Origin of the sequence: Martinezella tropici (genome assembly GCF_003287875.1) — a bacterium.
Classification (GTDB): domain Bacteria; phylum Pseudomonadota; class Alphaproteobacteria; order Rhizobiales; family Rhizobiaceae; genus Rhizobium; species Rhizobium tropici_C.
On record NZ_QMKK01000018.1, the window covers coordinates 22,870 to 48,648 of the forward strand.

24 protein-coding genes are annotated in these 25,779 nt (G+C 59.3%); 13 read left to right on the plus strand and 11 right to left on the minus strand.

Annotated elements, in window-relative coordinates:
* Positions 1-91 precede the first annotated feature (91 nt).
* Positions 92-565, minus strand: a complete 474-nt coding sequence (locus DQ393_RS02385; protein WP_112340212.1) for a VOC family protein — start codon at positions 563-565, stop codon at positions 92-94.
* Positions 566-1,388: 823 nt separating this feature from the next.
* Between DQ393_RS02385 and DQ393_RS02390 the strand changes: the two genes are divergently transcribed.
* Positions 1,389-1,691 carry a DUF982 domain-containing protein gene (locus DQ393_RS02390; RefSeq protein ID WP_112340213.1) on the plus strand — a complete coding sequence of 101 codons (303 nt, stop codon included), beginning with the start codon at positions 1,389-1,391 and terminating at the stop codon, positions 1,689-1,691.
* A 229-nt stretch (positions 1,692-1,920) separates the two neighbouring features.
* Positions 1,921-2,361: a DUF4168 domain-containing protein gene (locus tag DQ393_RS02395; protein ID WP_112340214.1), complete on the plus strand. Its 441-nt coding sequence runs from the start codon at positions 1,921-1,923 to the stop codon at positions 2,359-2,361.
* Positions 2,362-2,582: 221 nt separating this feature from the next.
* On the opposite strand, the gene DQ393_RS02400 is transcribed toward DQ393_RS02395, so the two are convergent.
* The 4 genes from DQ393_RS02400 to DQ393_RS02420 form a co-directional block, all read right to left on the minus strand.
* Positions 2,583-2,939, minus strand: a complete 357-nt coding sequence (locus tag DQ393_RS02400) for an avidin/streptavidin family protein (protein ID WP_112340215.1) — start codon at positions 2,937-2,939, stop codon at positions 2,583-2,585.
* Positions 2,940-3,690: 751 nt separating this feature from the next.
* A complete protein-coding gene (locus tag DQ393_RS02410) occupies positions 3,691-3,993 on the minus strand; it encodes an alkylphosphonate utilization protein (RefSeq protein ID WP_112340217.1) in 303 nt (100 codons plus the stop codon).
* Between the two features lie 190 nt (positions 3,994-4,183).
* Positions 4,184-5,194: a polysaccharide pyruvyl transferase family protein gene (locus DQ393_RS02415; RefSeq protein ID WP_112340218.1), complete on the minus strand. Its 1,011-nt coding sequence runs from the start codon at positions 5,192-5,194 to the stop codon at positions 4,184-4,186.
* 54 nt (positions 5,195-5,248) lie between these two features.
* On the minus strand, positions 5,249-6,733 hold the full coding sequence (locus tag DQ393_RS02420) for a lipopolysaccharide biosynthesis protein (RefSeq protein WP_112340219.1): 1,485 nt from the start codon (positions 6,731-6,733) through the stop codon (positions 5,249-5,251).
* Positions 6,734-7,380: 647 nt separating this feature from the next.
* Here DQ393_RS02420 and DQ393_RS02425 point away from each other — a divergent pair.
* The gene (locus DQ393_RS02425) at positions 7,381-7,779 is read left to right on the plus strand and encodes a DUF1236 domain-containing protein (RefSeq protein ID WP_112340220.1); all 399 of its coding nucleotides are present in this window, start codon (positions 7,381-7,383) and stop codon (positions 7,777-7,779) included.
* Between the two features lie 74 nt (positions 7,780-7,853).
* Here the strand turns inward: DQ393_RS02425 and DQ393_RS02430 are convergent, their stop codons facing one another.
* A complete protein-coding gene (locus DQ393_RS02430; RefSeq protein ID WP_112340221.1) occupies positions 7,854-8,711 on the minus strand; it encodes a LysR family transcriptional regulator in 858 nt (285 codons plus the stop codon).
* A 106-nt stretch (positions 8,712-8,817) separates the two neighbouring features.
* On the opposite strand from DQ393_RS02430, the gene DQ393_RS02435 reads away from it, so the two are divergent.
* Complete coding sequence (locus DQ393_RS02435) at positions 8,818-9,276, plus strand: DUF3237 domain-containing protein (RefSeq protein WP_112340222.1); 459 nt, start codon at positions 8,818-8,820, stop codon at positions 9,274-9,276.
* A gap of 107 nt (positions 9,277-9,383) precedes the next feature.
* On the opposite strand, the gene DQ393_RS02440 is transcribed toward DQ393_RS02435, so the two are convergent.
* The 4 genes from DQ393_RS02440 to DQ393_RS02455 form a co-directional block, all read right to left on the minus strand.
* Positions 9,384-10,265: a carbohydrate ABC transporter permease gene (locus DQ393_RS02440; RefSeq protein WP_245430237.1), complete on the minus strand. Its 882-nt coding sequence runs from the start codon at positions 10,263-10,265 to the stop codon at positions 9,384-9,386.
* Positions 10,262-11,155 (minus strand): carbohydrate ABC transporter permease, encoded by an 894-nt coding sequence (locus DQ393_RS02445; RefSeq protein ID WP_112340223.1) that lies wholly within the window; start codon positions 11,153-11,155, stop codon positions 10,262-10,264. The genes DQ393_RS02440 and DQ393_RS02445 overlap by 4 nt, the downstream gene beginning before the upstream one ends.
* 68 nt (positions 11,156-11,223) lie before the next feature.
* The gene (locus DQ393_RS02450; RefSeq protein ID WP_112340224.1) at positions 11,224-12,483 is read right to left on the minus strand and encodes a hypothetical protein; all 1,260 of its coding nucleotides are present in this window, start codon (positions 12,481-12,483) and stop codon (positions 11,224-11,226) included.
* 225 nt (positions 12,484-12,708) lie between these two features.
* The gene (locus tag DQ393_RS02455) at positions 12,709-15,453 is read right to left on the minus strand and encodes a glycoside hydrolase family 2 protein (RefSeq protein ID WP_112340225.1); all 2,745 of its coding nucleotides are present in this window, start codon (positions 15,451-15,453) and stop codon (positions 12,709-12,711) included.
* Between the two features lie 154 nt (positions 15,454-15,607).
* Here DQ393_RS02455 and DQ393_RS02460 point away from each other — a divergent pair, with 154 nt between their 5' ends.
* On the plus strand, positions 15,608-16,633 hold the full coding sequence (locus DQ393_RS02460) for a LacI family DNA-binding transcriptional regulator (protein WP_245430238.1): 1,026 nt from the start codon (positions 15,608-15,610) through the stop codon (positions 16,631-16,633).
* Positions 16,634-16,663: 30 nt separating this feature from the next.
* Here DQ393_RS02460 and DQ393_RS02465 read toward each other — a convergent pair whose 3' ends face one another.
* Positions 16,664-17,305, minus strand: a complete 642-nt coding sequence (locus DQ393_RS02465; protein ID WP_112340227.1) for a GntR family transcriptional regulator — start codon at positions 17,303-17,305, stop codon at positions 16,664-16,666.
* Between the two features lie 178 nt (positions 17,306-17,483).
* On the opposite strand from DQ393_RS02465, the gene DQ393_RS02470 reads away from it, so the two are divergent.
* The 8 genes from DQ393_RS02470 to DQ393_RS02505 all read left to right on the plus strand — a co-directional run bounded on the left by DQ393_RS02470 (position 17,484) and on the right by DQ393_RS02505 (position 25,767).
* Positions 17,484-18,908, plus strand: a complete 1,425-nt coding sequence (locus DQ393_RS02470) for a M20 family metallopeptidase (RefSeq protein WP_112340228.1) — start codon at positions 17,484-17,486, stop codon at positions 18,906-18,908.
* On the plus strand, positions 18,901-20,577 hold the full coding sequence (locus tag DQ393_RS02475; protein WP_112340229.1) for a M28 family peptidase: 1,677 nt from the start codon (positions 18,901-18,903) through the stop codon (positions 20,575-20,577). The genes DQ393_RS02470 and DQ393_RS02475 overlap by 8 nt, the downstream gene beginning before the upstream one ends.
* A 59-nt stretch (positions 20,578-20,636) precedes the next feature.
* Positions 20,637-21,491 (plus strand): transporter substrate-binding domain-containing protein, encoded by an 855-nt coding sequence (locus DQ393_RS02480; RefSeq protein ID WP_112340230.1) that lies wholly within the window; start codon positions 20,637-20,639, stop codon positions 21,489-21,491.
* An 80-nt stretch (positions 21,492-21,571) separates the two neighbouring features.
* Positions 21,572-22,291 (plus strand): ABC transporter permease, encoded by a 720-nt coding sequence (locus DQ393_RS02485; RefSeq protein WP_112340231.1) that lies wholly within the window; start codon positions 21,572-21,574, stop codon positions 22,289-22,291.
* A complete protein-coding gene (locus tag DQ393_RS02490) occupies positions 22,291-23,031 on the plus strand; it encodes an ABC transporter permease (protein WP_112340232.1) in 741 nt (246 codons plus the stop codon). The genes DQ393_RS02485 and DQ393_RS02490 overlap by 1 nt, the downstream gene beginning before the upstream one ends.
* Complete coding sequence (locus DQ393_RS02495; protein ID WP_112340233.1) at positions 23,028-23,795, plus strand: ABC transporter ATP-binding protein; 768 nt, start codon at positions 23,028-23,030, stop codon at positions 23,793-23,795. The genes DQ393_RS02490 and DQ393_RS02495 overlap by 4 nt, the downstream gene beginning before the upstream one ends.
* Before the next feature lie 67 nt (positions 23,796-23,862).
* On the plus strand, positions 23,863-24,687 hold the full coding sequence (locus tag DQ393_RS02500; protein WP_432421975.1) for a transporter substrate-binding domain-containing protein: 825 nt from the start codon (positions 23,863-23,865) through the stop codon (positions 24,685-24,687).
* Between the two features lie 336 nt (positions 24,688-25,023).
* The gene (locus DQ393_RS02505) at positions 25,024-25,767 is read left to right on the plus strand and encodes a FadR/GntR family transcriptional regulator (RefSeq protein WP_112340235.1); all 744 of its coding nucleotides are present in this window, start codon (positions 25,024-25,026) and stop codon (positions 25,765-25,767) included.
* Positions 25,768-25,779 lie beyond the last annotated feature (12 nt).

Genomic DNA, 25,779 nt, shown 5'->3' on the forward strand with positions numbered 1-25,779 from the left:
CTCGTCAGTATATCCGGCTGGTTTGCCGGGCCGTCGGCCCCGTGCGGCCGAGTCCGAACGCCGGTCGGTGTTCGCGTGCCGTCGAACGGGCTCAGCCGCGTCTGGCAGCCTCGATCGCAGCGACGTCGATCTTGCGCATGGTCATCATCGCATCGAAGGCGCGTTTTGCCTCATCGCCGCCAACTGCGAGTGCTTCCATCAGGATGCGCGGTGTGATCTGCCAGGAAACACCCCATCTATCCTTGCACCAGCCACACTCGCTTTCCTGGCCGCCATTGTTAACAATGGCGTTCCAGTAGCGATCCGTCTCTTCCTGATCTTCGGTGGCGATCTGAAAGGAGAAGGCTTCATTATGTTTGAATACGGGACCACCGTTCAGCCCAACGCAGGGAATGCCCGCTACCGTAAACTCAACGACCAGCACATCGCCTTGCTTGCCTTCCGGATAGTCGCCGGGAGCTCGGATGACGGCGCCCATCGCACTATCTGGAAAGGTTTCGACATAGAAGCGGGCAGCGGCTTCGGCGTCCTTGTCGTACCACAGGCAGATCGTGTTCTTTGCCATTGCAAGTTTCCTTCCCGGTTGTTGTGATTTTCGATGGGAAATAGGCGACAGGTTGTCTTTCTCCAGTCCTGGGAGAGCTATTTTGCGCTTGATGCCAGTCAAACAGCCTTTAAATTGTTCGGCATGATCACTTCGGACCGATTGCGGAAAGGCGAGGCGGTGCTGTCCGCGACAATAGCCTCGGCATACTCACCCTTAATCTATCTATTGGATCTGCGGTACCGCCAGCTTGCGCGACCGCGAGGTCGGCGCTTCAGCATATCATGAATATTTCGAAGAAATGACTAACGGAAGTATTTGCGCTTTTAAGTTCAATATAGTGAAAGAGCCATGCTTATCCATACGGTTAACAAGGTCTGAAAAGCAGGCGGAGGTGTAACTGGCGCAAAATTGCCTGGCAATTCGGAACCGCCGGAGGCTCAAGCGGCTCTCAATTGCGATGGACCGACAAAGCTGTTTATCTAACGAGAAATTGCAAATGGCTGAACCGCAAAAGGCTGCGTTTGAGATGGCCCCTTATCTGCTATTATTTTTCATTTTCGTCACATGCGGCCTGGTCGATATGACGCGCCCTCGAAACTCTGTTAGACCGGTAAGTGACCGAGACATCGAAACGCTTACAAAGCGGCTTTCAAAATTGAATCCAAGGAGACGGTAGAGCGACGAAAGCTCATAGGCCTCCTTCTGGTGATTGCACTGCTAACCGACACACTCCTCATTGCGTGGATAGTTCGTTTCGCCTGATAGGTGGCCGCTGACTGCCGTATCTCTCCCCGCAGGAACAAAGACACCATCGATTCCGTTTCAGCACCAGAGGTCGATTATGGTGATGTATGGAATATGGCAGAGACCTGTAAATATCCTGCTGCAGTGCGTCGGCGAGTTGCGGGCGATCAACAGCAGTTCGGAAGCACTCGACTGTCTGTTGGCGGATTGGCCCGTCGAGGAGGATCAGGCCTATCAGGACGCGTTGATCATCTGTCGCGCCTCTGTCGAGGGTAATTCCAATCCGGAGATCGCGCGGGATGCCTTTATCGTGGCGGCATACGAAGCTCACATCTATATGAAGCTCGGATATATCGACCGCGATTTTATCGCTATCAAACCATCGAAACCGGTATTTTGAGAATTGTGCGCATCCGCTGTGCTCCGATATTCTCAAATCGCGAAGCCACAACGCCGCCGTTCCGGGTCGGCAGATCGCCCTACTATTGCCCCATAGAAAACGTTTGGCGGCCACATTGTCGCCGGATCGGTCCTCAACCCTAACCAGCGGCTAAATCACTGCGATATGCCGCCTTTCGCTCTACGCCACTTAAAGAGGTGTTCCCCCGCACTATCGAAGAGGAATCAAGATGATCACTCGTTATATCTCTGCCGCATCGGCAACTGCCACGGTCTTGGGCTTGCTATTTGTCACCAATCCCGCATTTGCGCAGCAGGCGACACAAGAGAACCAGCCCACCCAAGCACAACCCAATAGCAGCGGGACAGCTGCCACCGTCAGCGATCAAAAGATCGAGGCTTTTGCAGTCGCGTATCTGCAGGTGGACAAGATCAGGCAGGAATACTCGGCCAAGATCGGAGCAACGTCGGACGCGACCGCGAAGCAGCAGCTGCAGACCGAGGCAAGCAAACAGATGGTACAGGCCGTCCAGACCTCTCCGGGCATGTCGGTAGACGAGTACAACGCGATTCTCACGGCAGCACAGAAGGATCCGGCGCTCGTTAAGAGAGTTCAGGACAAGATTCAGAAATCCGAGCCTGGGCAGCAGCCCGCACCCGCACAGCAGTAGGCGACGTCACAATCGACAGCCAAATTGATCCCCGCCACGACCGTGCCAAGTACCGCAATCTTGGCACGGCGTGGATCAGCGTTTTTTCCTCATGAAGGCGCACGCGTGCCCCGGCGGAACGACGGAATGGCGTCGATCCTCGATTCTGTCTCAAGAGGCGTCAACCGGTATAGTCGGTTGAGGGGATCACGCATACCAGCATCTTTTGACGCCCCGGGGCGTCAGGTGCGCCGTTCGAATGTATCGACATTCGTCTGCACCGAATGAGCCCACCCAAGCTTCTCAGCCTGACCCGACTTTCCGACCTTCGCGCTGGTTACGACGTGCCACACTGTTTGGAGCTTGTCCTCTCGCAACATTCCAGTGAATGAGCAGATTGACGTCGGACCGTCTCCCGCCACACCAAAGGCGAAATTAATGCAATCATCGAACCAAACACCCGTTGCCTGCAGTTCATGGCCAAAGAAAGCACTATCCTGCAGAGCAGTCTTGAACGTGCCTTTGATCAGCCCATCCCGATCCTCGATGATCGTCAGCGTAGAGTCATATTGATTGCGCCAAGTGCCAGTCCAGGTCATTTCGAAAATCTCCTCATCTTGTAGATAAGGAAACTGGTCTCACGCGCGGGTGTTCCGCTCCGAACTCGTAGCCAGGGAAATCTTTCGCATAATCTTCATAAAGGCGCCGTCGATGTTTGGCGCAAGACCGAATGTCCGTCTTCGTGGCCGGAGTTTGCTCGCCCTACACCGGTCTTGCGAGGGTTGCCCGGGTAGGCCGAGCCGATCCTCCTCACAGGAGGACGAGCTGTGGTAGATCATAAAGACGCTTTTGTCGGAATCGCGTCGCCAAGCTGAAGAATGCGATTGCGACTTCAGCGGACGCTTACGGTCCGCTGGTTTAGTTACTTCTTCTTCTCTTGATCGCGATGCCATTTGACGGCGAAGAACATGCCCGTGCCTAACACGAGAAGCTTGAGCGGAAAGAAGACTATAGGGAACCAATCCCACATTTCGGATATTTCCAGGCTATTACTTGACACTCTATCGTGAGGGAGCACTACCCCAAAACTGCTGCATACGACATCAGTCATCTTGACGCAGATGGGATACCCACGGCGTCCGAAACGGGCCAATGTTCCTCGGGGTCAATGTGCTGGAAAAAACAGCGCTCACTGTTTGGCTGCGACGCTGCGCTGGTGACATCAGCAGACGTAGGGCTGCGCGCCGCAGCCGCGCCGAGACGCTGCGCGGCTGCCTTTGGATCGGTAAGGGTGGAGATCAAATCGCATTCGCGCGTGAGGCGAGGGGGGCGGAACCCCGATCCCGCCGTTCAGCGCTTGCGGACGAATTCGGTGCGCAGCACCAGCCCCTTGATCGTGTCATGCCGGCAGTCGATCTCCTCGGGATTGTCGGTGAGCCGGATCGACCTGATGACGGTTCCCTGCTTGAGCGTTTGCCCGGCGCCCTTCACCTTGAGGTCCTTTACCAGGACAACGGAGTCTCCGTCCGCCAGAACATTGCCTGATGCGTCGCGGACCTCCGCGGCTTTTGCGGCCTCCGCCGCAATCTCCGAAGCAGGCCGCCATTCGCCGCTCACCTCGTCATATATGTAATCGTCGTTCTGGTCGCCCATGTCTGTCCTGCCGTGTCGTCTTGTTCAGCTATGCCGTTTGGCGCCGCGCTCTCAGCGTGGATGGCCAATCCGCTGGAGCCCTTTATCCCGCAAATGCCGCGAAATCAAATCGCGGCCACCAGCAGCCGACGGTGACATGAATCCATGCGATCGAGAACCACGAGGCTGAGCATTCACCGATGGCCGCGTTTCAAGCGGCCGGTACGAGCGTCTGATCGGCCTGGTGGCGCGCCCAGGCGATCCCGTCCTCGAGCGATGTCGCCCGGTATGCCAGATCGGTGCCGCCGGAAAATGCGGCCATGAACCTGCGTATCTTGCCGTAGCTGTTGTCCAGCACCGCATGCGGCCGGCCGAGCAGGATCGAGCAGATATGGACGTGAAGCCGGTCAGTGACGAGCGCCCGACCGCGGGAGATCTGCCTGATGCCGCGACCCAGCCTGTTGTGGGCCGCCGCATCGAGCTTGCGCAGCCGTATTTCGGCCGGCTTGAGAGCGAGCAAGGCCGTCGCCGCACCAAGCGCCTTGGAGATGCGCACCCGTCTGGCGGATTCGGTGGTCCAGTCCTCTTTCGGAATATCGGGATAGGCCGAGAGATTGGCATCTCCGACTTTTTCGAGGTCGGATCTCAGCATGGCAAGGACGGGAAATTCCGGCTCCTGCGGCTGGATTGCTCCGATGGAAAAGGCCATATCCGGGCAAAGACGCACTTCGCAATCGAAATGCTTGAGGGCGAACTCCTTCGACTCCTCGTCGCGCACCAGCAAGACGAAGTTTTTGTGCCGTCCGATGACGCGGGCGCTTTCGGCGAGGCGGGCCTCGGACTTGTAGTGGATGGATTGCGGGAACTGAATCACCTGGCGATCGGGAAACCGCTCCAGGACCCGTTCGCGGAAATCCTGATGCGCATCCCATATATCGCCGAAATTGCCGCCGCCATGAATGAAGATCGGACCGGTCGGCATGGTCCGCTCGAGTTGCTCGGGTGAAAAATCGTCGATCCGCGAGACATAGGTCGGCCGCTTGCCGTATCTCCGCTTGAGATAGGCCATTTCGCCGAGCCAGATGGCGGAGTCGCCACAATTGCGGATATCGGGAAAGTCGAGGATCGCCAAAGGCTCATCATGGCTGATGTAGTCTTTCAGGCAATCGTGGATCATGTCGTCCAATTTTGCGATCAGGACTCGATTTGATTGCAATGTCATTTCCCCATTCCCCTTTAGATGACAAGGCAGCTCGGCCGGCCTGGCCGAACGTTCTCAGGCAAGGCGCAATTTCGGCAGCACTTTGCCGAGTATGGTTTGGACCTCTGTTTCGGGACCGGTCGGACGCTTCATCAACCTCCAGAGGAGGAAAGTCGAACCGCAATAGAGCAAGCCGCCGAGCACGATCAGCATGGCGAGATGCGTCACGAGCAAGAGCTTGTCGTCCGTCGGCGCCAGATGGCTCGATGCCAGCGATACGCCGGCCGCCATCACGGCGACGCTTGCGAGCGCCCGAAGGTTCACCGACAATTGTTTCGCAACGGTGATGCCGGTGAAGCGCCGCACGAGCATCATGTTGACGGCGGTGCTGAAGAGGCCGGTGAAGACCCGGCCGGCAATGACGCCCGACAGGCCATAGAGCATCAGGCCGCCAATCATGATCGGCACCCGCAGGCAGAACATCTGGGTATCGCGGACGAAGAGCACCCGGGTCTCGCCCTTGGCCATGCCGAGCGGCTGCACCAGCGAGCCGAGCGTCTGCAGCGCAAAGACCGAGGCAAGCGACTGGATGATGAAGATGACAGGTGCCCATTTGTCGCCCAGCGCGAGCCTGACCAGCGGATCGGCGGTCACCGCCACCCCGATGCCGGCGGGAAGTGCTACGGCGGCAACCAGCGCCTGCACGCGCTGATACGCGGCGGCGAGCCTGCCGGGGTCGTTATGAATGCCGGCAAAAGCCGGATAGATCGTCTGCGTGAGGGGTGCGGTCGCTTCCCGCGTCGGCATCATGGCGAGGTTGCTGCCGACGGAATAGTAACCGAGCTGAATCCCGCCGAGCATCTTACCGACAAGCAGATAATCGAAGCGCCAATTGAGCGTGCTGACGATCTGTCCGGCTGTAAGCCAGGCGGAAAAGGAAAAGAACTCCCGCATATGCTTGAAGGTGATCCTGGGCCGGAACGGCAGCACGAGATAGGAGACGATGACATTCGTCGCCTGGCTTATGAGGGTTCCGATGACCAGCGCCCAATAGCTTTGATAGATCACCGCAATCGCAACGGAGGCGACGAAACCGGCGAATTTCTGCGAAACCGCAAGCACGAACTCCTGCCAGAAGATCAGATCGCGCTGGAGCATGATACGGCGTGGATTTGTGAGGCCGCCCATCAGCATGCTGATGCCAAGTGCCAGCATGACGCCCGTCAGTCTGGGCTCGTTGAAGAGGGCGGCGGCCGGATAGGCAAAGATCGCAAACAGGATGCAGATTGCCAGTCCGCGCGCGGCGTTGAGGGTCCAGGCAGCGCTGAAATGGGATTCGTCCGGCGCCGCATGCCGGATCAGCGCTTCGGAAAGGGAAAGTTCGGTAACGGTCGTGACGATCATCAGTATCGTCATGCCCAGGGCGACCACGCCGAAGTCGGCGGGCGCCAGATAGCGCGCCAAGACGAAAGTGCTGAGTGTCGCAAGCCCGTTCACGATCGTCCGAGACAGGCTCAACCACATGCTTCCCTTGACGAGGCGTCCAGTGATACTGGTCATACGATATCCAAGTTTCCGCTACGCAATCAGGTGACTGGAGGCGCGATCCGCACGAATAAACCATGCCGTACCGATCCTTGCGGATCGGAACAGCGCGGGAGAGCCATATGGTCGCTGTAAGCAAAGGACGCCCCGGCGTCTCAGCGGGAACTAGTTCGAAGATTTCACATGTCAACGCTTCCAATTCATTTTCGCATCATTTCTGGATCATTTTCGCATCAGTTTCAGATCATCGGCCCGCGACACTCGATTCATCGGAAATTGGATTTGTCTGACTCGCTGACGGTCTTGGCCAACGATGCCGCAACACGTTGTCAACTGTGACGTGGCAGCGGTCGCCCGATCGATCGCAGCCGTCGGGCCCGACACCCATCGGGACCTTCGATCATGTCATGCAGCGACTGAGAGCGGTCCTTTAGCAAGCTGCATTGGATCGCCTATTGCCAGGCTTGGAACCTGGTTTGATAAAGCCGGGGACCGCCGTTGCGGAAGCCAAGTCAGGGCGCTTCTCGCACTCGTCACTCACGAATTCTGTCAATGCGGTTCCAACTTGTGATGGCGGCAATCAGCCCTGAAAGCGGAACATTCCGGTGTCCAATCGTATTCCCCTTTCAGCTCTTCGGAGCCGATAAGCAAAGGAGAATGCTATGCGTACGAAACTTATCGTGACAGCGGCCGCCGCCTTTGGTCTTCTCGCTGGTTCAGCCTTCGCGCAGTCGTCGACGGTTACCGGGGCTGCGGGCGGCGCGGTTACCGGCGCTGTTGTCGGCGGCCCCGTGGGCGCCGCCGTCGGCGGTGTGACGGGTGCCATTGTCGGCACGGCAATCGATCCGCCGCCGCAGAAGGTCATCACCTACGTACAGGAACAGCCGATGCCTCCTTCCGAGGCCGTCGTGCAGGATCGAATTGTCGTAGGCCAGCCGCTTCCGGAGACCGTTGTCGTCACGCCGGTTCCTGAAAATCCGGCTTATGCCTATGCGGTCGTCAATCATGAGCGCGTTATCGTTCAGCCGAAGACGCGCAAGGTTGTCAAAATCCTCGATTGATCGCAGCGAGGGCCTCCCCCGCGGGGAGGCCCTTTGGGCGTGACATCGGCTTCGGTGAAGGCACCGAGGGCGTGTTAGGCGAGCTCTTGCGCTTGCTCACAAAGCCAAGCGCAAAGCTGTCTGGGCGCGAGGCGGGAGTCGTCAGTTCGCATCAGCGCAAAATGCCAGGCCGGGCCGCTGAGCACATATGGGAATGGTGCGATCAGAAGTCCCTGTTCCAGAAGCGGCCGATATAAGGAGGGCGATAGCAGAGCGACACCGACACCTGCGATCGCCGCGTTGGCGTCCAGATCGTGCGTGGGGTAATCGACCGTGACAAACTGCAGAGTTTGCGGCAGCTCAGATCGAGCGTTCCAAAACCACGCTTCCCAATCCGGATGCGGTAAAAGCTTGAAATCGGCCAATGCATTCGGCTCGTTCAGGCGCCTCGTTCGAAGGAGGGAAGGCGCCAGCATCGGCGTCGCTTCAACCGGCATAAGCCGGTATTCATCGAGCCCTTCCCAGCCACCGCGGCCTGTGCGAATGGCAACGTCAAACGCGCTGGGATCACGGATATCGGCGGAAACGTCGACTTCGATGGGCGGCGTACCCGCCGAGGGATAGCGTGACAGCCGCGGCGCGAGCCAGCGCGATGCGAATGTCGGAGGTGCCGTCAACCGCAACGGTGGCGTGGTCGCCTGAAATTCATCAAGGGCTCCCGCAATTCCATCCAATGCCTCGCGGATTCGGCTTGCCAGAACGGCAGCCGCGGCTGTTGGGACGACACGCCGGCCGAACCGCTCGAAGAGGGGCTGACCAAGTTCGGTCTCCAATGTGCGGATGCGAAGGCTAACGGCCGCAGGGGTGAGGCATAACCGATCCGCAGCGCGGGCGAAGCTGCCGGCCGCAACGCAGGCTTCCAATATCCGCAAGGATTCCAACGGCGGCCGCATGTTCTTTTCTCTTTGACTAGCTTTTCTTGTGACGATCTCAAGCAAAGCGCGTTTTGGGCGTGAAATGCCTTCGGCTAGGGTTCGGTTCAACAATAGGAGATCCGACATGACCCTGCAATCTCGGCACTTATTCACTCTTTTCATGACGCTTCATCCCGCGTTGGAACTTGGCAAAACGCCGGCGGGTAGCCGTCGGGTGTTTCCCGTCTCGGGCGGGCATTTCCGGGGGGAGCGCCTGAAGGGGGAGGTCTCACCGCTTATCGGCTCCGATCTCCTGCTGGCACGCGCGGATGGGACGTTTCAACAGGATGTAAGGCTTCTGCTCGTCGCAGACGATGGCGGCCTAATCCTGATGACCTATCGCGGCGTCAGGCGCTCCAGCCCTGTCGTTGACGAGCGTCTCGCTCGTGGCGAGAAGGTCGACGCCTCCGAATATTATCTCCGCACAACGCCATATTTCGAGACTGCCGCGTCGCGGCACGCGTGGCTCAACCAAATCGTCGCGGTTGCCCAGGGAGGGCGCTGTCCCGGCGGCGTCGAGTATGACGTTTTCGAAATTCTCTGAACGCGCTTTCGGCCGAGTTGATTCACGCGCATCGCTTCGGACAGCAGGAAGTATCACGATTGGAAGGCACGGTCAGATAGCTTGATCGGAGACCCCGCGCCCGGCGATTATCCCTTTATTCCGGCGGAAAGCATGATGGCGCGCGTGATCTGCCGTTGGAAGAGGAGGTAGAGAATGGCGACCGGGAGGCCCGCCAATACCGCGGCGGCCATGTCTTTGGCGAAACGGACGCCGAAGACATCTTTCACCTGCGTGATACCAACGGGGATGGTGATTGTCGCATCCGACGTCGCGACCAGGAAGGGCCACAGGAAATTGTTCCATGCCGCTATGAATGTGGTGATGCCAAGCGCGGTAATGACACCCCAGTTCATCGGCACATAAATCTTCCAAAGCGTTCTCAAGTGACCGGCATTGTCGAGCATTGCCGCTTCGCGGAATTCCTTCGGGATCTGGTCGAAGAACTGCTTCAGGATGATGATGACCGACGGCACGACCAGTTGCGGCAGAACGATGCCGCCCCAGGTGTTGATCAATCCGAACGAGTTCATCAGCACGAAATGGTTGATGATGAGCGCTTCAGTCGGGACCATCACCGAGGCGATCAGCGCGCCGTAAATCAGGCGGCGGCCGGGAAACTGGATTTGGCTGAGCGCATAGGCGCAGCAAAGGCTCATCGCAAGCACCAGAACCGCGACAATCGCCGATGTCGCGACGGAGTTGACATACCATTGGATGATGCTGGAGCGTTCGATCACATAGAGATAGGGCTCCAACGTCGGCGCTTTCGGGAAAAGCCCGGGCGTTTTGCTCACCACCTCGGTGTCCGATTTCAGCGATGTCGCGATGGCCCAGTAAAGCGGAAAGAACCAGATCAGCGCTCCGAGCGCGGTCAACACGGTTAGCGCGCGGCCGCTCCAGCGTCCGGCAGCGACATGGTGGCTTGCCGGCGCAAGGCCTGCTCCCGGATCACTTATCCGGCCGCTCATCTTTCGCCTCGTGCACGCAGGAACTGGTATTGCAGGACTGAGGCAATCAGGATGATGACGAACAGAATAGTGGCGACGGCCGCACCTTCACCGCCCTTGTTCTGCTTGAAGGCGAGATCGTAGATGACGCTCATGACGACGGATTGAGCGTCAGCTGGCGTGCGGGCGAAATAGCCCAGCAGGTAGGGCTGCGCAAAAATCTTGAACTGCGCGATCAGCTGCAGCGTCAGCACCAGTGCCGTGACCGGCCAGATCAGCGGCCAGGTTATCCTCGAAAACACGCGCCAGCGATTGGCATTGTCGAGTGCGGCTGCCTCGTAGACGTCGGGCGAAATGCTGCGCAGGGCAGCCAGGAACAGAAGAATATTGAAGCCGATCGTCCACCAGATCGTGACGACGGCGACGGAAGGCATGAAATAGGTCGGCGAACGCAGCACCGGCAGCGGCCTGCCGCCGGTAAACAGGCCGATGACGTTCTGGATGACGCCGTATTGCATGTTTGCAATCCAGCTCCAGATCTGGGTCACGACGGAAACCGGCAGAATGGAGGGCAGGAAAAAGCACGCGAGGACCAGCATCTGTGTGCGCCCGCTCAAGCGGTTGATGCCCATGGCGATGAACAGTGCGAGAAACGTGCCGGGAACGACGGTCAGAACGATGAAGTACAGCGTATTCACAAGCGCCTTTTGCAACTGGGGTGAGGCAAGCTGGCGCATGTAATTGTCGAGGCCCACCCATTCGCCGGGGCCGATCAGCGGCGCATTGGTCAGGCTCATGGCCACCATGCGAAAGGTCGGATAGGCAAAGATGAGCAGAAAGGTGATGACGGCCGGCGCCACCAGCAGTGCCGCAATCACATTGTCCTGCTTCCTGTTGCTGACTGCCGCCATCTGTCACCTGTCTTGGTTGCCCAGCCCCAGGGGAGGGTATGGCCCCTGGGGATCGTTGACGGAGAACCTCATTGAGAATTCATGTGGTCACGAAACTTCTCAAGCGTCTCCTTCACGTCGCCTTCGCCGTTCAGCGGGCCGGACACCATGTTCTGCCAGTCGTCATCGAACTTGGACGCGGCACCGGTGAGCGGCGTCTTCGGCATGTAGAACGCATTCAACGCCATGGCGGCATAATCCGACTGCGGTTTGAGCGCCTTGTAGGCCGCGGAGGTGCTGACGGGCAGATAGGCCGGGATATGGCCGGCGGCGGCCCATTCCAGCGAGTTCACGTTCATCCACCGGATGACTTCGAGAACCGCGGCGCGCTTTTCCGGCGTCATGGTGACACCGACATTGTTGGGAATGACGAAGGAGTGCGAGTCAGCCCAATTGGCCGGCTTGCCCATCCAGGCCGGAATGTTGATCATGCCGTAATCGAAACCGTTGCCCTTGGCGACTTCGGTTTCCATGGTCGGCAGCTCCCAGTTGCCGTTCAGGAAAAAGGCGGATTGCCCGGCGAGGAAGGTCGGCGTGATGGTTTCCGAGTCGATATAGGGCTGAGCCCAACCTTGCTTCACCCAATCGGCAACCTCGCTATAGGCCTTTTCCATCTTGTCGAGATTGTCGCCTTGCAGGAACTTGCCATTGTCTGTCAGCGTACCTCCCAGTTGGCCGAACAGCGTATAAATGTCGCGCAAATCGCCGGTTGACGAGGCAATGACGACACCATCTTTTCCTGCCTCCTTGGCCTTGGCCAAGAGCGCGCGCCAACCCTCCAGCGTGTCGATGCCGGCGGGCTTGCCGTCGTTGCCGAGCGCTCCGAGGTCCTTCAGCACATTCTTGTTGTAATAGAGCACCTCGCCATGGACATCAAAAGGAACGGCATAACGGACATTGTCGACCGTCGAGGCGGCAATCGCGTTCGGCGGATAGTCGCTGTCCTTCAGCCCGACGGCCTCGAGCTCCTTCGGATCGATCGGTGAGACCGTCTTGGCCGAAACCGCGGCAGCCAGCCGCGACAGGTGATAGGTCGCGATATCAGGTCCTTGGCCGACGGCAGCGGATGTCTGCAGTTTGGTATAGTAAGGAATACCCCATTCGAGGGTCGTGCCCGTGATCTGAATCTTGTACTTGTGCTCATCGTTGAAGCGCTGGATCAATGCCTTCATTCGCACGCCGTCGCCTCCGGACAAGAAGTCCCACCAGACGACATTCTCGACTGCGAATGCCGGAAAGGCGGTAACCAGGGCTAGCGCAGCGATCGATGTTCTCAACAGATTACGCATTTCTCTCCTCCAGACTGTTCTATTTTCCTCCCAAGCCTCCCTTCAAGGGTGGCCTTATGCCCTGTAACGCCGCCAATGAGCTGCGTGATGATCGTTCAAATGGCACCCTTTCGTTTCGCCGGCGGCAAATGCAGCCAGCCGCCACCTGTCCATCTGATACGTCGATGCCGATGACCTCCTGCATCTCCTCTCGTTGACGTGCGGTGATCCGCTTCTGCCGCAGAGCTATCCGGCAGCCGCTGTTTCGATGATGCAATCAAGCAAGGTTGCTGCGACGGGATCGGCGCCGGCGGACTCGCGCATCAGACCGAAGGTGGTGGCGACAACGCGGCCAGCACCGACATGTCGTTCGGCAATGGTCGCACAGGGTTTGTGAATCCAGCCCACCATCGTGCCGGCATGGACCAATCCGTCGAAATGGATCGGACGGAAGCCAGTGATGACGCGGTTGGGATTGACGCCGACGAAGGAAAGGTCTGTCAGCGGGCCGCCTGGCAGCCGCTCGAAAGGCCCCGAGCGTTTCACCCAGCTGAAACCTGTAACCCAATTGCCTTTCCAGATGGTGCCGTTGCGTTCGGTGACACGCATCTGCGGCATGGACTGCCCGCGATCGCCGCCGGTCGGATAATTCCAGTTTGGCTGGTCATTGCGCAGATTGCCGAAAGGAAGGGGTGCCGCATCGGCCAGCGACACATAATGGGCGCCGTGCTCCATGGCATCGATATCGGTTTGGCTGAGGGAGGATGCGACCCGCACCTCCGCCCTGTCGGCATCGGCAAGCTCGTAGCCAAGCGCGCGCAGATATTGTGCGATCTCGGGTTCCGCGGAGAAGACGGAGATTGCAGGCTTTGACCGGCGACCATAGACGCTGACCTCGAGGCTGTTGCGCGCGATCTCCCGGTCGCCGGCCGTAAGCGCGAACTGGATAGTGATCTGTTTGCCGGCCATATCCGTCGTGAAGGGCAGGGAAAGGGCTGGCAAATGATGCACCGACGTCGCGTTCAGCGCCGGAATTGCGATTCTTCCGGTATTCGCGCCATTGACGCTCCAGCGCAGTTCGGTTGGTGGGAGCGCCTTGCCGCCGGTCGAGATTTCGAGTTCGATGCTCACCGCATCGCCCGCCCAAACCGCGTAATGCTGCATGCGCGCCACGATGACGATATCGGTATTAATCTCGTGGAAGCGGTTGTGATAGGCACGCCTGTTGCGCTGCATGTCCATCAGGCCATTGGCTTCCCAATGCAAGTCGGTCAGCTCGGTAATGACGTAACCCTGGATCGAGGCATGGCGGCGCATTTCCTCGATCTCGAATTTGAGCGCATTGAACTGATGCCACTGCGTGTCCTCGATGAAGGACCCGAAGGTCGGAAAGACCTTGTCGAACTGATAGGTACGGAAGCGTTGCTCGACGCCGTGCGGATAGGTCGCGCCGTCGCTATCCCATTCCAGACCGTTGATGAACCAGAACGGCTCCTTGCCGTCCTGCTTGAGCTTGTCGGGATGGGGCAGGCCCCAGACGCCGAACTCGGAAACGACGAGCGGCTCGTCGCCACGCCGTTTGGCATCGCCGTTCGGCGAATAGGACCAGCTCGGCCTTCCGGCGAAGGCTGAAACCCAATCGGCCCATTCACGTGCCATTTCCGGGACGGAGGCATAGTAATGGTAGTCGTCGATGTCGGAAACGACATGAAAGTTGGGAATGCAGGCGGAATTGTCGACGACGAGCCGCGTCGGGTCCTTCTCTTTCAGCCAGTGATAGGCCTTTTCCAACCAGGATCGCTGATCGGCGCTTTCGACGAGACGTGTTCCCCAGTCCTCGTTGATGATGGTCCAGATCACGATGGAGGGATGATTGCCATCACGGCGCAGAATTCCTTCCATCGTATCGAGCAGGCGCTTCGCCGACTTCTCGGTGAAGGTCTGAATGTTCGGGATTTCCGTCCAGACCAGCAGGCCGAACCGATCCGCCACATCGTAGTATCGTGGATCGGGCACCTTGATGTGGCAGCGCAGCAGGTTAAGCCCGAGTTCCTTCGCCTTGCGCGCCTGATCTTCCAGGAACTCGATCGATGGCGGCGTGTAGATGCCCTCGGGATAATAGTCCTGATCCAATGCGCCACGCATGTAGAAGGGCTGTCCGTTCAGGAAGAACTTGCCATCCTTCGCTTCGAAGGTGCGAAAGCCGAAATTCTCCTCGGCTGCGTCGATTACGACGCTCCCCTCTGACAGCTCCGCAACGGTGCGATAGAGCGCGGGATCGTCGAGCGACCATGCCTCCACGTTGGCGACTTTGAGGGTAGCGGAGGCTTTTGCCTCACCGTTAAGTGCGCGCTCGGTGGCTGATGCGACCGCACCATTGCGGTCGAGAAGCGTGATCGTCAAGGCGCCGGTAAAGCCTGCCGCCAGCTCGACATCAATGGTGACGTCGCCCGTGGCGAGATCGGCGCGAATGGCCTGGTGGGTGATGTGAGCCTTACAGCGGCATTCGAGCCAGACGGACTGCCAAATTCCACCCAGCATGCCGTACCAGCTCTGCTTGCCGTGCGGGATCTCGTCAAACGGAAAGTCGGGAAAAGCCTGGGCGTCGGCACTCGGCAACGTAACCTTCACCTCCAGGCGCATTTCGTCGTCAAGGAGATCGCCGGGAATGACGAATTCGAACGGCAGATAGCCGCCTTCGTGAGAACCGAGCGTGTGGCCGTTGACCGAGACTTCGGCGAAATAGTTCACGGCGCCGAAATGCACGATGACCTGACGATCGCGCCATTCCTTCGGCACGGTGAACGCACGTGAATAGAGTGCCACGCCAGCCGCGGCTCGCAGATCCGGAAAATGTGCCTGCCAGGGCGCGGGCACGGCAATCGTCGTCGGCGTTGTCCCTTCCAGATGAAAGTCCCAGCTTCCGTCGAGAGACAGGCGCGCACGCGGCCCGGAACGTGTGTCGGCGAAACGGCGGGAGGCGATGGTCATAGCCGCGAGCTTTCCGGTTGGATTAAGTCACAAAATAAGTTACATAAAAGTTTCGTAACTTATATGCTTAACTTCCGCAAGAGCCGCAGCTTCACATCGCCCGTCAGATTTTCTAACGTGCATGGAGCCGCCCTGAATCCGAGAAAGAAACTGAGTGAACGACCAAACGACGAAACGACCGACCATGTCCGATATCGCCTCGCGGGTCGGCGTTTCCCATGCGACGGTTTCGCTGGTGCTGAACGAGGTGCCCGGCAGGCGGGTGTCGGAGAAGGTACGCGAGCGTGTGCTGGCGGTTGCCGGGGAACTTGGCTACCAGAAGACCGTGCCGGCCAATGACCCGATCGGCGGAATCATCGTTCTACTGATCGACGATCTCATGGCCTCGCAGCATGCCGCGCCGCTGATAGAAGGCGTGCGGGTCGCAGCGGAGGAGCAGGGTCTGGCGGCACTCACCGTCGTCACCGGCGGACAGGTCGAATTCGCGGAATCCATTCTTGACTATCTCGGGCGGCGCCAGATCGTCGGCGTGATCTATGCCACGTTGATTACTCAGCTCGCCCCCGTGCTGCCGTCCAAGCTCGGCAACTATCCGACCGTGCTTTTAAACTGTCACCAGCAGCGAGCTGAATTCTCGTCCATCATTCCGGGCGATCATGCCGGCGGTTTCGCGGCCACGGAGGCGTTGATCAAGGTCGGGCATCGCCGCATAGCCATGATCGATGCAGGCAGGCAGCGGTTGGAAGCGGCGCGGGATCGCCTCAGCGGCTATCGCCAGGCACTGACGACTTACGACATCGCCGTCGATCCGGAGTTGATCCTCTCGGAGGCCTGGTCACTCGATCTCGGTCGGGAGAAGATGCTGCAATTGCTCGACCTGCCGTCGCCGCCGACCGCGGTGTTCTGCTTTTCAGACAGGGTGGCAATGGGTGCCTATGACGCGATCAGGATGCGCGGCTTGAAAATCCCCGACGATATTTCCGTCGTCGGATTCGACGATGAAAGCCTTGCCCGAAAAATCCTGCCCCCGCTCACGACGTTGAAGCTACCGCACATGGACATGGGGCGATGGGCGGTGACTGAGCTCCTGGAAAAGGTGGCGCAGCCGAAGAAGTCGCCGGTGCGCCTGAAGATGGAATGCCAATTGGTTATACGCGATTCCATCGGTCCACCGCCTTGAGACCGAATTGCAGCCTTAGTTGACAGCCGATCAGGCCTGAAGAATGTGCCTGCGCGTCAGTTCCATCAGATGACCGACATCACCTTTCTCTATCGCATCAACCATCTGCTGATGTTCGTGGCCGGACTGTTCGATGCGCGCGCGCGTTCGCCATTGCGACACAGGGGCCGACGACGTTCGCTGCCGAATTTCCGTGATCAGCTCCACGAGCTCCTGATTGCCGGCGATTGCAAGCAAATCGCGATGAAAGGCGAGATTGGCTTCGTAAAGTTCAAGCATGGTACCGTTCAGCACCAGATCGTCGAAGCGTGAAGCAAGAACCCGCAAATTCGCGATATCTGCCGCGCTCGCCTTCGCAACGATACGGTCGCTGACGGCGACTTCGAGAATGACACGAATGTCGCTGACCTCCTGAGCGCGGCGTCCATCCTGCTCATGAACGTGATAGCCACGATTGGGAATATGCTCCACCAGTCGCTTCTGCACCAGCCGGTCTAGCGCCCGGCGGACCTCGGGTCGCGTACAGCTGTATCGCCGTTCGAGGTCGATCTGCTTCAGCCAGGTTCCGGGCGGGAGGCGGCCGGCAAGAATATCCTGGAGAATGAGTTCAGTCACATCGGGCGTTTGCGGCTCTTGTGCTTGCGCTGCCGCTCCGGCTTCCAGCGAATTCATGCAGTTCTCCCCAGCCTTCCGTTTTCGGCGACGAGTATCATAGCTCTCCCTTGGCTCACAACGAGCCCGATTATCGGTGCTGAAAAAATATTCATGCTTATCTCTTGCGCAGTCATTTCAATTGGCGCATAAATTGGCGCCAATTTTGATACCATTATATGAGGCGGCTTGTAAATCGATGCAAAACTCCGATGCGATCTGGGACATTGTCGAAAAAAAACGAGCGGCCTTCCTCGAGCTGAGCGACCGGATCTGGGACATTCCGGAGACGAACTACCTGGAGTACCAATCCGCCGAAGAGCAGGCACGCCTGCTGGAAACTGAAGGTTTTCGCGTCGAGCGCGGCATTGCCGGCTTGCCGACGGCGGTCATGGGAGAAGCGGGCGAAGGCGGTCCGGTGATCGCGATCCTTGGCGAGTTCGATGCCCTGCCGGGGCTTAGCCAGGAGGCGGGGATTGCCGAGGAGCGGCCGCTGGTCGACGGCGGCAATGGTCATGGCTGCGGTCACAATATGCTCGGTGCCGGATCGATGCTCGCTGCCGCTGCCGTCAAGGATTTTCTTGCGGAGAACGGCCTGAAGGGACGGGTGCGCTATTATGGATGTCCCGCCGAGGAGGGCGGTTCTTCGAAAGGCTTCATGGTTCGGGCCGGCGTTTTCGACGATGTCGATATCGCGATCTCCTGGCATCCGGCAGCTTTTGCCGGCGTCAACAATCCCATCTCGCTCGCCTGCAACGAAATCAACTTCCATTTTTCAGGCCGCGCCTCGCATGCCTCCGCCACGCCTCATCTCGGCCGCAGCGCCCTCGATGCGGTGGAGTTGATGAATGTCGGCGTCAACTACATGCGCGAGCACATGCCTTCGACCGCGCGCATCCATTATGCCATCACCGATGCGGGTGGTGCGGCGCCCAACGTCGTGCAGGCGCGCGCCACGGTGCGCTATCTCGTCCGCGCGAGAACCTTGCCGGAACTCCTGTCCCTGGTCGCCCGCGTCAAGAAGGTCGCCGAAGGTGCAGCCCTGATGACCGAGACGACCGTGCGCAGCGAGATCATCAGCGGCGATGCCAATCTCGTCGGCAACACGCCGCTCGAAGAATGCATGTTCTCCCATCTGCAGCGGCTTGGGCCCCCACGGTTCGATGATGCGGACCGGGAAATGGCCCGCAAGTTCCAGCAGACCTTCAATGCAGAGGATATCGCAGCCTCCTATGGCCGTTTCGCGCTGAGACCGAGGAGGGATCAGCCGCTTTGCGAGGAGATTTTCCCGCTGAACGCCGGCGATGGCACGCTGGTTGGCTCCACCGATGTCGGAACCGTCAGCTGGGTGGTGCCAACAGTGCAGATGCGCGGCGCGACCTATGCCATCGGCACGCCCGGCCATTCCTGGCAACTGGTCGCCCAAGGCAAGCTGCCGGCTGCTCATAAGGGAACCGAGCATGCCGCCAAGGTAATGGCCAGCACGGCCGCAGATCTCATCCGTAATCCTCAGTTGATCGAAGCCGCCAAGGCGGATCACAAGGCACGCCTTGCAGGAACGCCTTTCGTCAACCCGATCCCCGATGATGTCGAGCCGCCGCTGCCGGAGAAGGCCCATGCCTGACGTGGCCCTGCAGCCGGATCGTGAACAGCTGATGGCGCATATCCGCGAATTTGCCCGCCGGGTGAAGTTGTCGGGAACGCCGGAGGAACTGGAGAGCTTCCATTACCTTCAGGCGCAGATGGACAGCTACGGGTATCGCACACGGCTGCTGTCGCACGATGCTTTCATCAGTCTGCCCGGCACGGCAAAGGTCGAGATCGACGGCGAAAGTCTTCGTTGCATCACTCATTCGATGTCGGTTTCGAGCGGGGCAGGAGGTATAAGCGGTGAGCTCGCCTATGTCGGCGAAGGGACGGAAGCCGATTTCATCGGCAAGGACGTCGCCGGCAAGATCGTTCTGGTCGATGGAATTGCCACCGAAGAAGTCGCCGCGCTCGCAAGTGCGGCCGGCGCGCTCGGCCAGCTTCATCTAAGTCCAAACGAACACCTTTACGAAATGTGCGTGTCGCCGGTCTGGGGCAGCCCGTCGCAACATACGCAGGCCCAACTCCCGAAGACTGTCATCTGCACTGTTGCCAGGGACGATGGCATGCGCCTGCGCGAACGGCTTGCGCGCGGCGAGCAGGTGCAGGCAACGCTCATGGCAGAGGTCGACACCGGATGGCGCACGACGCCGCTCCTTGTTGCCGAGCTTCAGCCGGCGGGTGAGGACGAGCCATTCGTGCTGTTTTCAGGCCATCACGACACCTGGCATTTCGGTGTCATGGACAATGGCGGCGCCAACGCGACCATGCTGGAGGCGGCCCGCCTGCTTGCCCTTCAGGCAAGTGATTGCCAACGCGGCCTGCGCATCTGCTTTTGGTCCGGTCATTCGCACGGACGCTACTCCGGTTCTGCCTGGTATGCCGACGAATATTTCGATGAGCTCGATCGCCGGTGCGCGGCGCACGTCAATGTCGATTCCACCGGCGGCGAGGGGGCGACCGTTCTCACCAATTCCGGTGTCATCGATGAGTTGAAGCCACTGGCCGCGGAGGTGATCGAGCGGCTGACCGGGCAAAAGCATGCCGGCAGACGTCACGGCAGAGCCGCGGATCAATCCTTTTGGGGTATCGGCATCCCCTCGATGTTCGGAAGCCTCAGCCATCAGCCGCCCGGTCCCGTCAAAATGCTGACGGCGCTCGGCTGGTGGTGGCACACCCCGCATGACACGGCGGAACATATCGATCCCGACAATCTCCGGCGGGATACACAGATCGTGCTTCAGATACTTTGGCGCCTGCTGACCTCGCCGATCCTGCCGTTGGACTATACCGTTTATGCGGATGCCCTTGGCAAGCAGGTCGCCCAGTTGCAGACGGAGCTCGCCGGCCGCATCGATATTTCGGTTCTTGCAAACGCAATCGACGAGTTACGCACCAACGCGAAAGCCATATTGGAGGCGAAGGACCTGTCCGCCGCCAACGCAGCTCGCATCAATGCCGCGCTCATGCGCGCAAGCCGCCATCTCGTGCCGCTCAACTATACGAGCGGCGAGCGCTTCCATCATGATTCCGCCCTACCGCACCCCGCCTGGCCGTCGCTGGAGGGGCTGCGAGCGCTGGCAGCCCTACCCGCGGCATCGCCGGAGACAGCTTTCTACGCCGTCCATGCCCGTCAGGTGAGGAATCGCGTCGCCCATGCGTTGAGGCAAGCCAATGCAGCATTGCGTGCGGGCCTGGAGGGCTGACGCAGTCATATCTCAAACTAAACAAACGGCACCTCGAGGCCGAAAAGAGGGAACTGAAAATGAAGAATAGAAACCTGTTTGCTGCCGTGTTCGGCGCCATTGCCTTCCTGGCTCCGCCTGCCGCCGGCGCCAAGGACTGGACACATGTCAAGGTCGGCATCGAAGGCGCTTTTCCGCCCTGGAACCTCATGGATTCCAGCGGCAAGCTGGCCGGCTTCGACGTCGATCTCATCAATGACCTCTGCAAGCGCGCCAAGGTCGATTGCGAACTGATTGCCGGCGAATGGAATGCGATGATCCCGAGCCTCAATGCCGGCAAGTTCGATCTGGTGATGACGCTCGGCATCAACGAGAAGCGCAAGCAGGTGGTCGATTTCACCGTGCCCTATGCAAGCGGCGTTGCGAGCTTCCTGCTTGTGAAGGATGGGCCGGTCGCTTCCCTGCCGATGACCGGCGAACGGCTGAATCTGAACGATAAGGCCAAGGCCGACCCGGTGATGGGTGAAATCGGCAAGGCTCTCAAGGGAAAGACCGTCGGTGTGGTCCAGTCGACCAGCCAGGAGCAATTGATCAACGCTTATTTCGGATCCGATGTCAGCGTGCGCGCCTACAAGAATTCCGGAGAACGTGACCTCGATCTGAAGGCCGGGCGAATCGATGCCGGTTTCGACAGCGGTGTTTACGAAACCTCCGTACTCGGCAAGCCTGGCAATGACGACCTGATGATGTCCGGCCCATTGGTGAAGGGCGCGATGCTGGCAACCGAAGTCGCGCTCGGCATGCGCAAGGGCGAGATCGATCTGAAGGCTAAATTCGATGATGCCATCAAGCAGGCGGCCAAGGATGGCACGATCAAACAGCTCTCCGAGAAATGGAGCAAGATCGACCTGACGCCGACCTTCGACACCAATTGAGCGCTCTTTGTCCGCGTCACCCTTAGTCGAGGCTAGACAATGTTACTTGCCGCAAAAGTCCGCTCTCCCGGGGCTGTATCATGAACCAGCCAAGTTTATTTGAGCTTGCTGGCTTCGGTCAGGAAGGCTGGGGGCATGCTCTTCTGGCCGGAGCGTGGATGACCATTCTGGTTGCCATAGCCGGTTATGCCGTTGGGGCCTGCATCGGCACGATCGGGGCATGGGCCAAGATCGCCGGCAACGGTTTCGCTCGCGCCACGGCCGATGCCTATACGACGGTGCTGCGTGGCATTCCCGATCTGCTGGTCATCTATCTCTTCTATTTCGGTGGCAGTGCCGCGGTCACGGCGATCGGCAAGCTTTTCGGCGCGGAAGGCTTCCTCGGCTTTCCGGGCTTTCTTGCCGGTTCGCTGGCCGTGGGCGTCACATCCGGTGCCCAGTTTACGGAAGTGCTGCGAGGCGGGTTCAAGGCGGTACACCCAGGCGAGATCGAGGCTGCCATTGCTTGCGGCATGCCGCGCTGGCTTCGCCTGCGGCGGATCATTGCGCCGTTGACCCTGCGTCATGCGCTTCCCGGTCTCGGCAATGTCTGGCAGGTCGTCTTGAAGGAGTCGGCGCTGGTGTCGATCACCGGCGTCGCCGAACTCCTGCGTCAGGCCCAGGTCGGAGCTGGATCCACCGGGCTTCCATTCGATTTCTACCTGATCGCCGGCGCGATCTATCTGATGATCTCGACCCTTTCGAGCCTCATCATCCGGCAGGCCGAGCGGCGCCTGTCGCGCGGCGTGAGGAGGCGTTGATGGATTGGCAGTTTCTCGCAGAAACATTCCTGAGCCTGATCGCTGCAATCCCGCTGACGATCGAACTTGCCGTGACGTCGATCTGCCTCGGCGCCATTCTGGCGCTGCTGCTGGCGCTTGCCCGTCTCTCTGGCGTCGCCGTGCTGGATTGGTTCGCGCGGCTTTATGTCTTTATCTTCCGCGGCACGCCGTTGTTGGTGCAGATATTTCTCATCTATTACGGCCTCGGCCAGTTTCCGGCCATACGGCACAGCATTTTCTGGCCGTTCCTGCGTGATCCCTACTGGTGCGCGGTTCTGGCGCTGACCTTGAATACCGCGGCCTATGCCAGCGAAATCATTCGCGGCGGCCTGCTCTCCGTACCGTATGGTCAGATCGAGGCTGCCCGCGCTTGCGGCATGCATCGCTTCCTGATGTTTCGCCGCATCGTGCTGCCCTTGGCGATCCGCCAGGCCTTGCCCGGCTATGGCAACGAAATGATATCGATGGTCAAGGCGACGTCGCTTGCCTCGATCATCACGCTGATGGAGGTGACGGGCGTTGCCGCCAAGATCATCTCGGAGACCTATAGGGCAATCGAGGTCTTCGTGGTGTCCGGGGCGATCTATCTTGCCATCAATTTCGTGCTGACGCGTCTCATTCAATTTGCCGAATACAGGCTGAGCCCGCATTCGCGCGCTCCTCTTGCCGTCACCCAAGAGAGTGCCGCAACGGCGACCCCTGCAGGAGAACCACAATGACGGCCACGCCCATCGCACTCAGCGTGCGCGACATGCACAAGAGCTTCGGGCCTGTCGAGGTTCTCAAGGGCATTTCCCTGGATGCAATGGAAGGCGATGTCGTTTCCATTCTCGGCTCGTCCGGTTCAGGAAAGTCGACCTTCCTGCGCTGCATCAATCTGCTGGAGACGCCGGATTCCGGTGAGGTGACAGTTGCCGGCGAAACGATCCGTATGCAGCGCAATGCCCGCGGCGCGCACCGTGCGGCGGATGGAAAGCAGGTCGACCGAATCCGCTCGCAGCTCGGAATGGTGTTCCAGAGCTTCAATCTCTGGTCTCACAAGACGATCCTCGAAAACCTGATCGAGGCGCCGATCCATGTTCAGCGCCGCTCGCGCGCCGAATGCATCGAGGAGGCCGAGGCGCTGCTCGCCAAGGTCGGCATTGCCGACAAGCGCAATTTCTATCCCGCCCACCTTTCCGGAGGCCAGCAGCAGCGTGCCGCCATTGCGCGCGCTCTCGCCATGCATCCGAAGGTGATGTTGTTCGACGAGCCGACGTCCGCGCTCGACCCCGAGCTTGTCGGCGAAGTGCTGCGCGTCATGCGCTCGCTTGCCGAGGAGGGGCGCACGATGCTGGTCGTCACACATGAGATGGGTTTTGCGCGCGATGTCTCCAGCCGCGTCATCTTCCTGCACAAGGGCGTCGTCGAAGAAGACGGCAAGCCCCAGGACGTCTTTTCGAACTCGCGATCGGAGCGCTTCCGCCAGTTCATCAGCCAATAACGCACCACGCTCAATCAAGAAGGGGAACTCGAGCATGAAATACCTGACTGCAATTCTGACGGCGTTCATGATGATCGCCACCTTGGCCGTTTCGACCGCCGTACGCGCCGACGAGAAGAAATGGACACATGTGACGATCGCGACCGAAGGCGCGTTTCGTCCATGGAACTTTACCAAGGCCGATGGCAGCCTCGACGGCTACGAAATCGAGCTGATCAAATATTTCTGCGCCCATATGAAGGTCGAATGCACGACCGTGATCCAGCCATTTGACGGCATGATCCCGGCGCTGAATGCCGGCAAGTTCGATGCGATCATTTCCGGCATGTCGGCGACTGCCAAGCGCGAGGAAGTCATTGCCTTCAGCGATTCCTACGGCACGACGGGGCAGACTTTTGCGGCATTGAAAGACTCTCCGCTTGCCAACCTGCCTTTGAAGGGCGAAGTCTTTTCGCTGGCAACGGATGAGGCCGGCGCCGCCAAGGCGGTGAAAGAGCTTGAACCCTTGCTCAAGGGCAAGACGATCGGCGTGCAGACCGCATCGATCGCTGCGACCTTCCTCGATAAATACCTGAAGGGCGTCGCCGATATCCGTGAATACAAGACGACCGAACAGCACGATCTCGATCTGAAGGCCGGCCGCGTCGACCTCGTCATGGCATCCATGGCTTATCTTTCGACCGCGGCGGCAAAGCCGGGCAACGAGGACATGATCGTCGCCGGCCCGCGTTTCCAGGGGGGCATGCTCGGAAGAGGCAGTTCCGTCGGTCTGCGCAAGGACGATACGGAGTTGAAAACCATGTTCAACGATGCGATCGCCGCAGCCAAGGCGGACGGCACGATCGCCAAACTGTCCCAGAAGTGGTTCGGCTTTGATGTGACGCCGAAGTGAAACGCGATTGTAATCGCTGACCCCGCGCGGATTTGCGGGTTTATTGAAGTTGAACGCAGCCAGGTTGGGTGCAGCAGCTTCCGCCGCAATCGAACGATTCCAAGCCCGGCCTAGCCGCCGGGCTTTATCGTCGGTAAGGGGCACGCCGAAAAATCATTGCGGCAGGGATCTCTCGACGGCTGCCAGCCGTTTCTGCCGTGAAGGGCATAGGCCTGTTCCTCCTTCCCTTTATGGTTGGTATCAAGTTGGTTGTGACAATGAAATTGTCTTGACGGATTTCCGCAACGATCTTTAATTAACTGATCTGCTGGACCAACCAGTAGACCGGGGGGCGCGATGGACGGAAGTCCGATCTTGACCGAGGTACCGAATATCGCGCGGAGCCTCGCCCGCCGGACGGCGCGTGACGTCATCGCCGAGAAGCTGATGGTCCTGATCGCCACCAACATGCTGCGGCCGGGCGACGAGCTACCGGGCGAGCGCGAATTGGCCAATGTTCTTCATGTCAGTCGCGAAACGGTGCGTGGTGCTATTCAGGCGCTTGCCGCACAGGGCATTATCGAGGTTTCCCATGGCAGCCGAAGTCGGGTCTGTGAAGTCGATCTCAGCCACATTACCGTGACGATCGCCTCTTCCAATGCAATTGACGGCTACGATCTGGAATCCGTCCACGCTGCCCGTCTTCATATCGAACTCAAGGTTGTCGGCGACGCCGCCGAGCGCATCGATGACGTCACGCTGGCAAAGCTGCAGGTCCTGCTGGAGGCGCAGCGTCTCGGGGGCAATGACGCGATGCGTTTCCTGATCTGCGACCGCGAATTCCACGTCGCCATCTATCGGGCCTGCGGAAACCCGCTGCTCGCGGCCTTCGTCACCGATCTGTACACCTACATGATGAATTACCGCCGCTACGCCATGGCCAAGCCGGGCGCCATCGAGGCGAGCTACAGCGATCATCTGGCGATCTTTGAAGCGCTCGCTCGCCATGATCGCGATGCCGTCATTGCGGCCTTCGAGCATCATCTGACACGTATTTACGATACGACCAAGGTTCAACTGGCGATTGGCAATCCGGTCTGATCTGACCAGTAT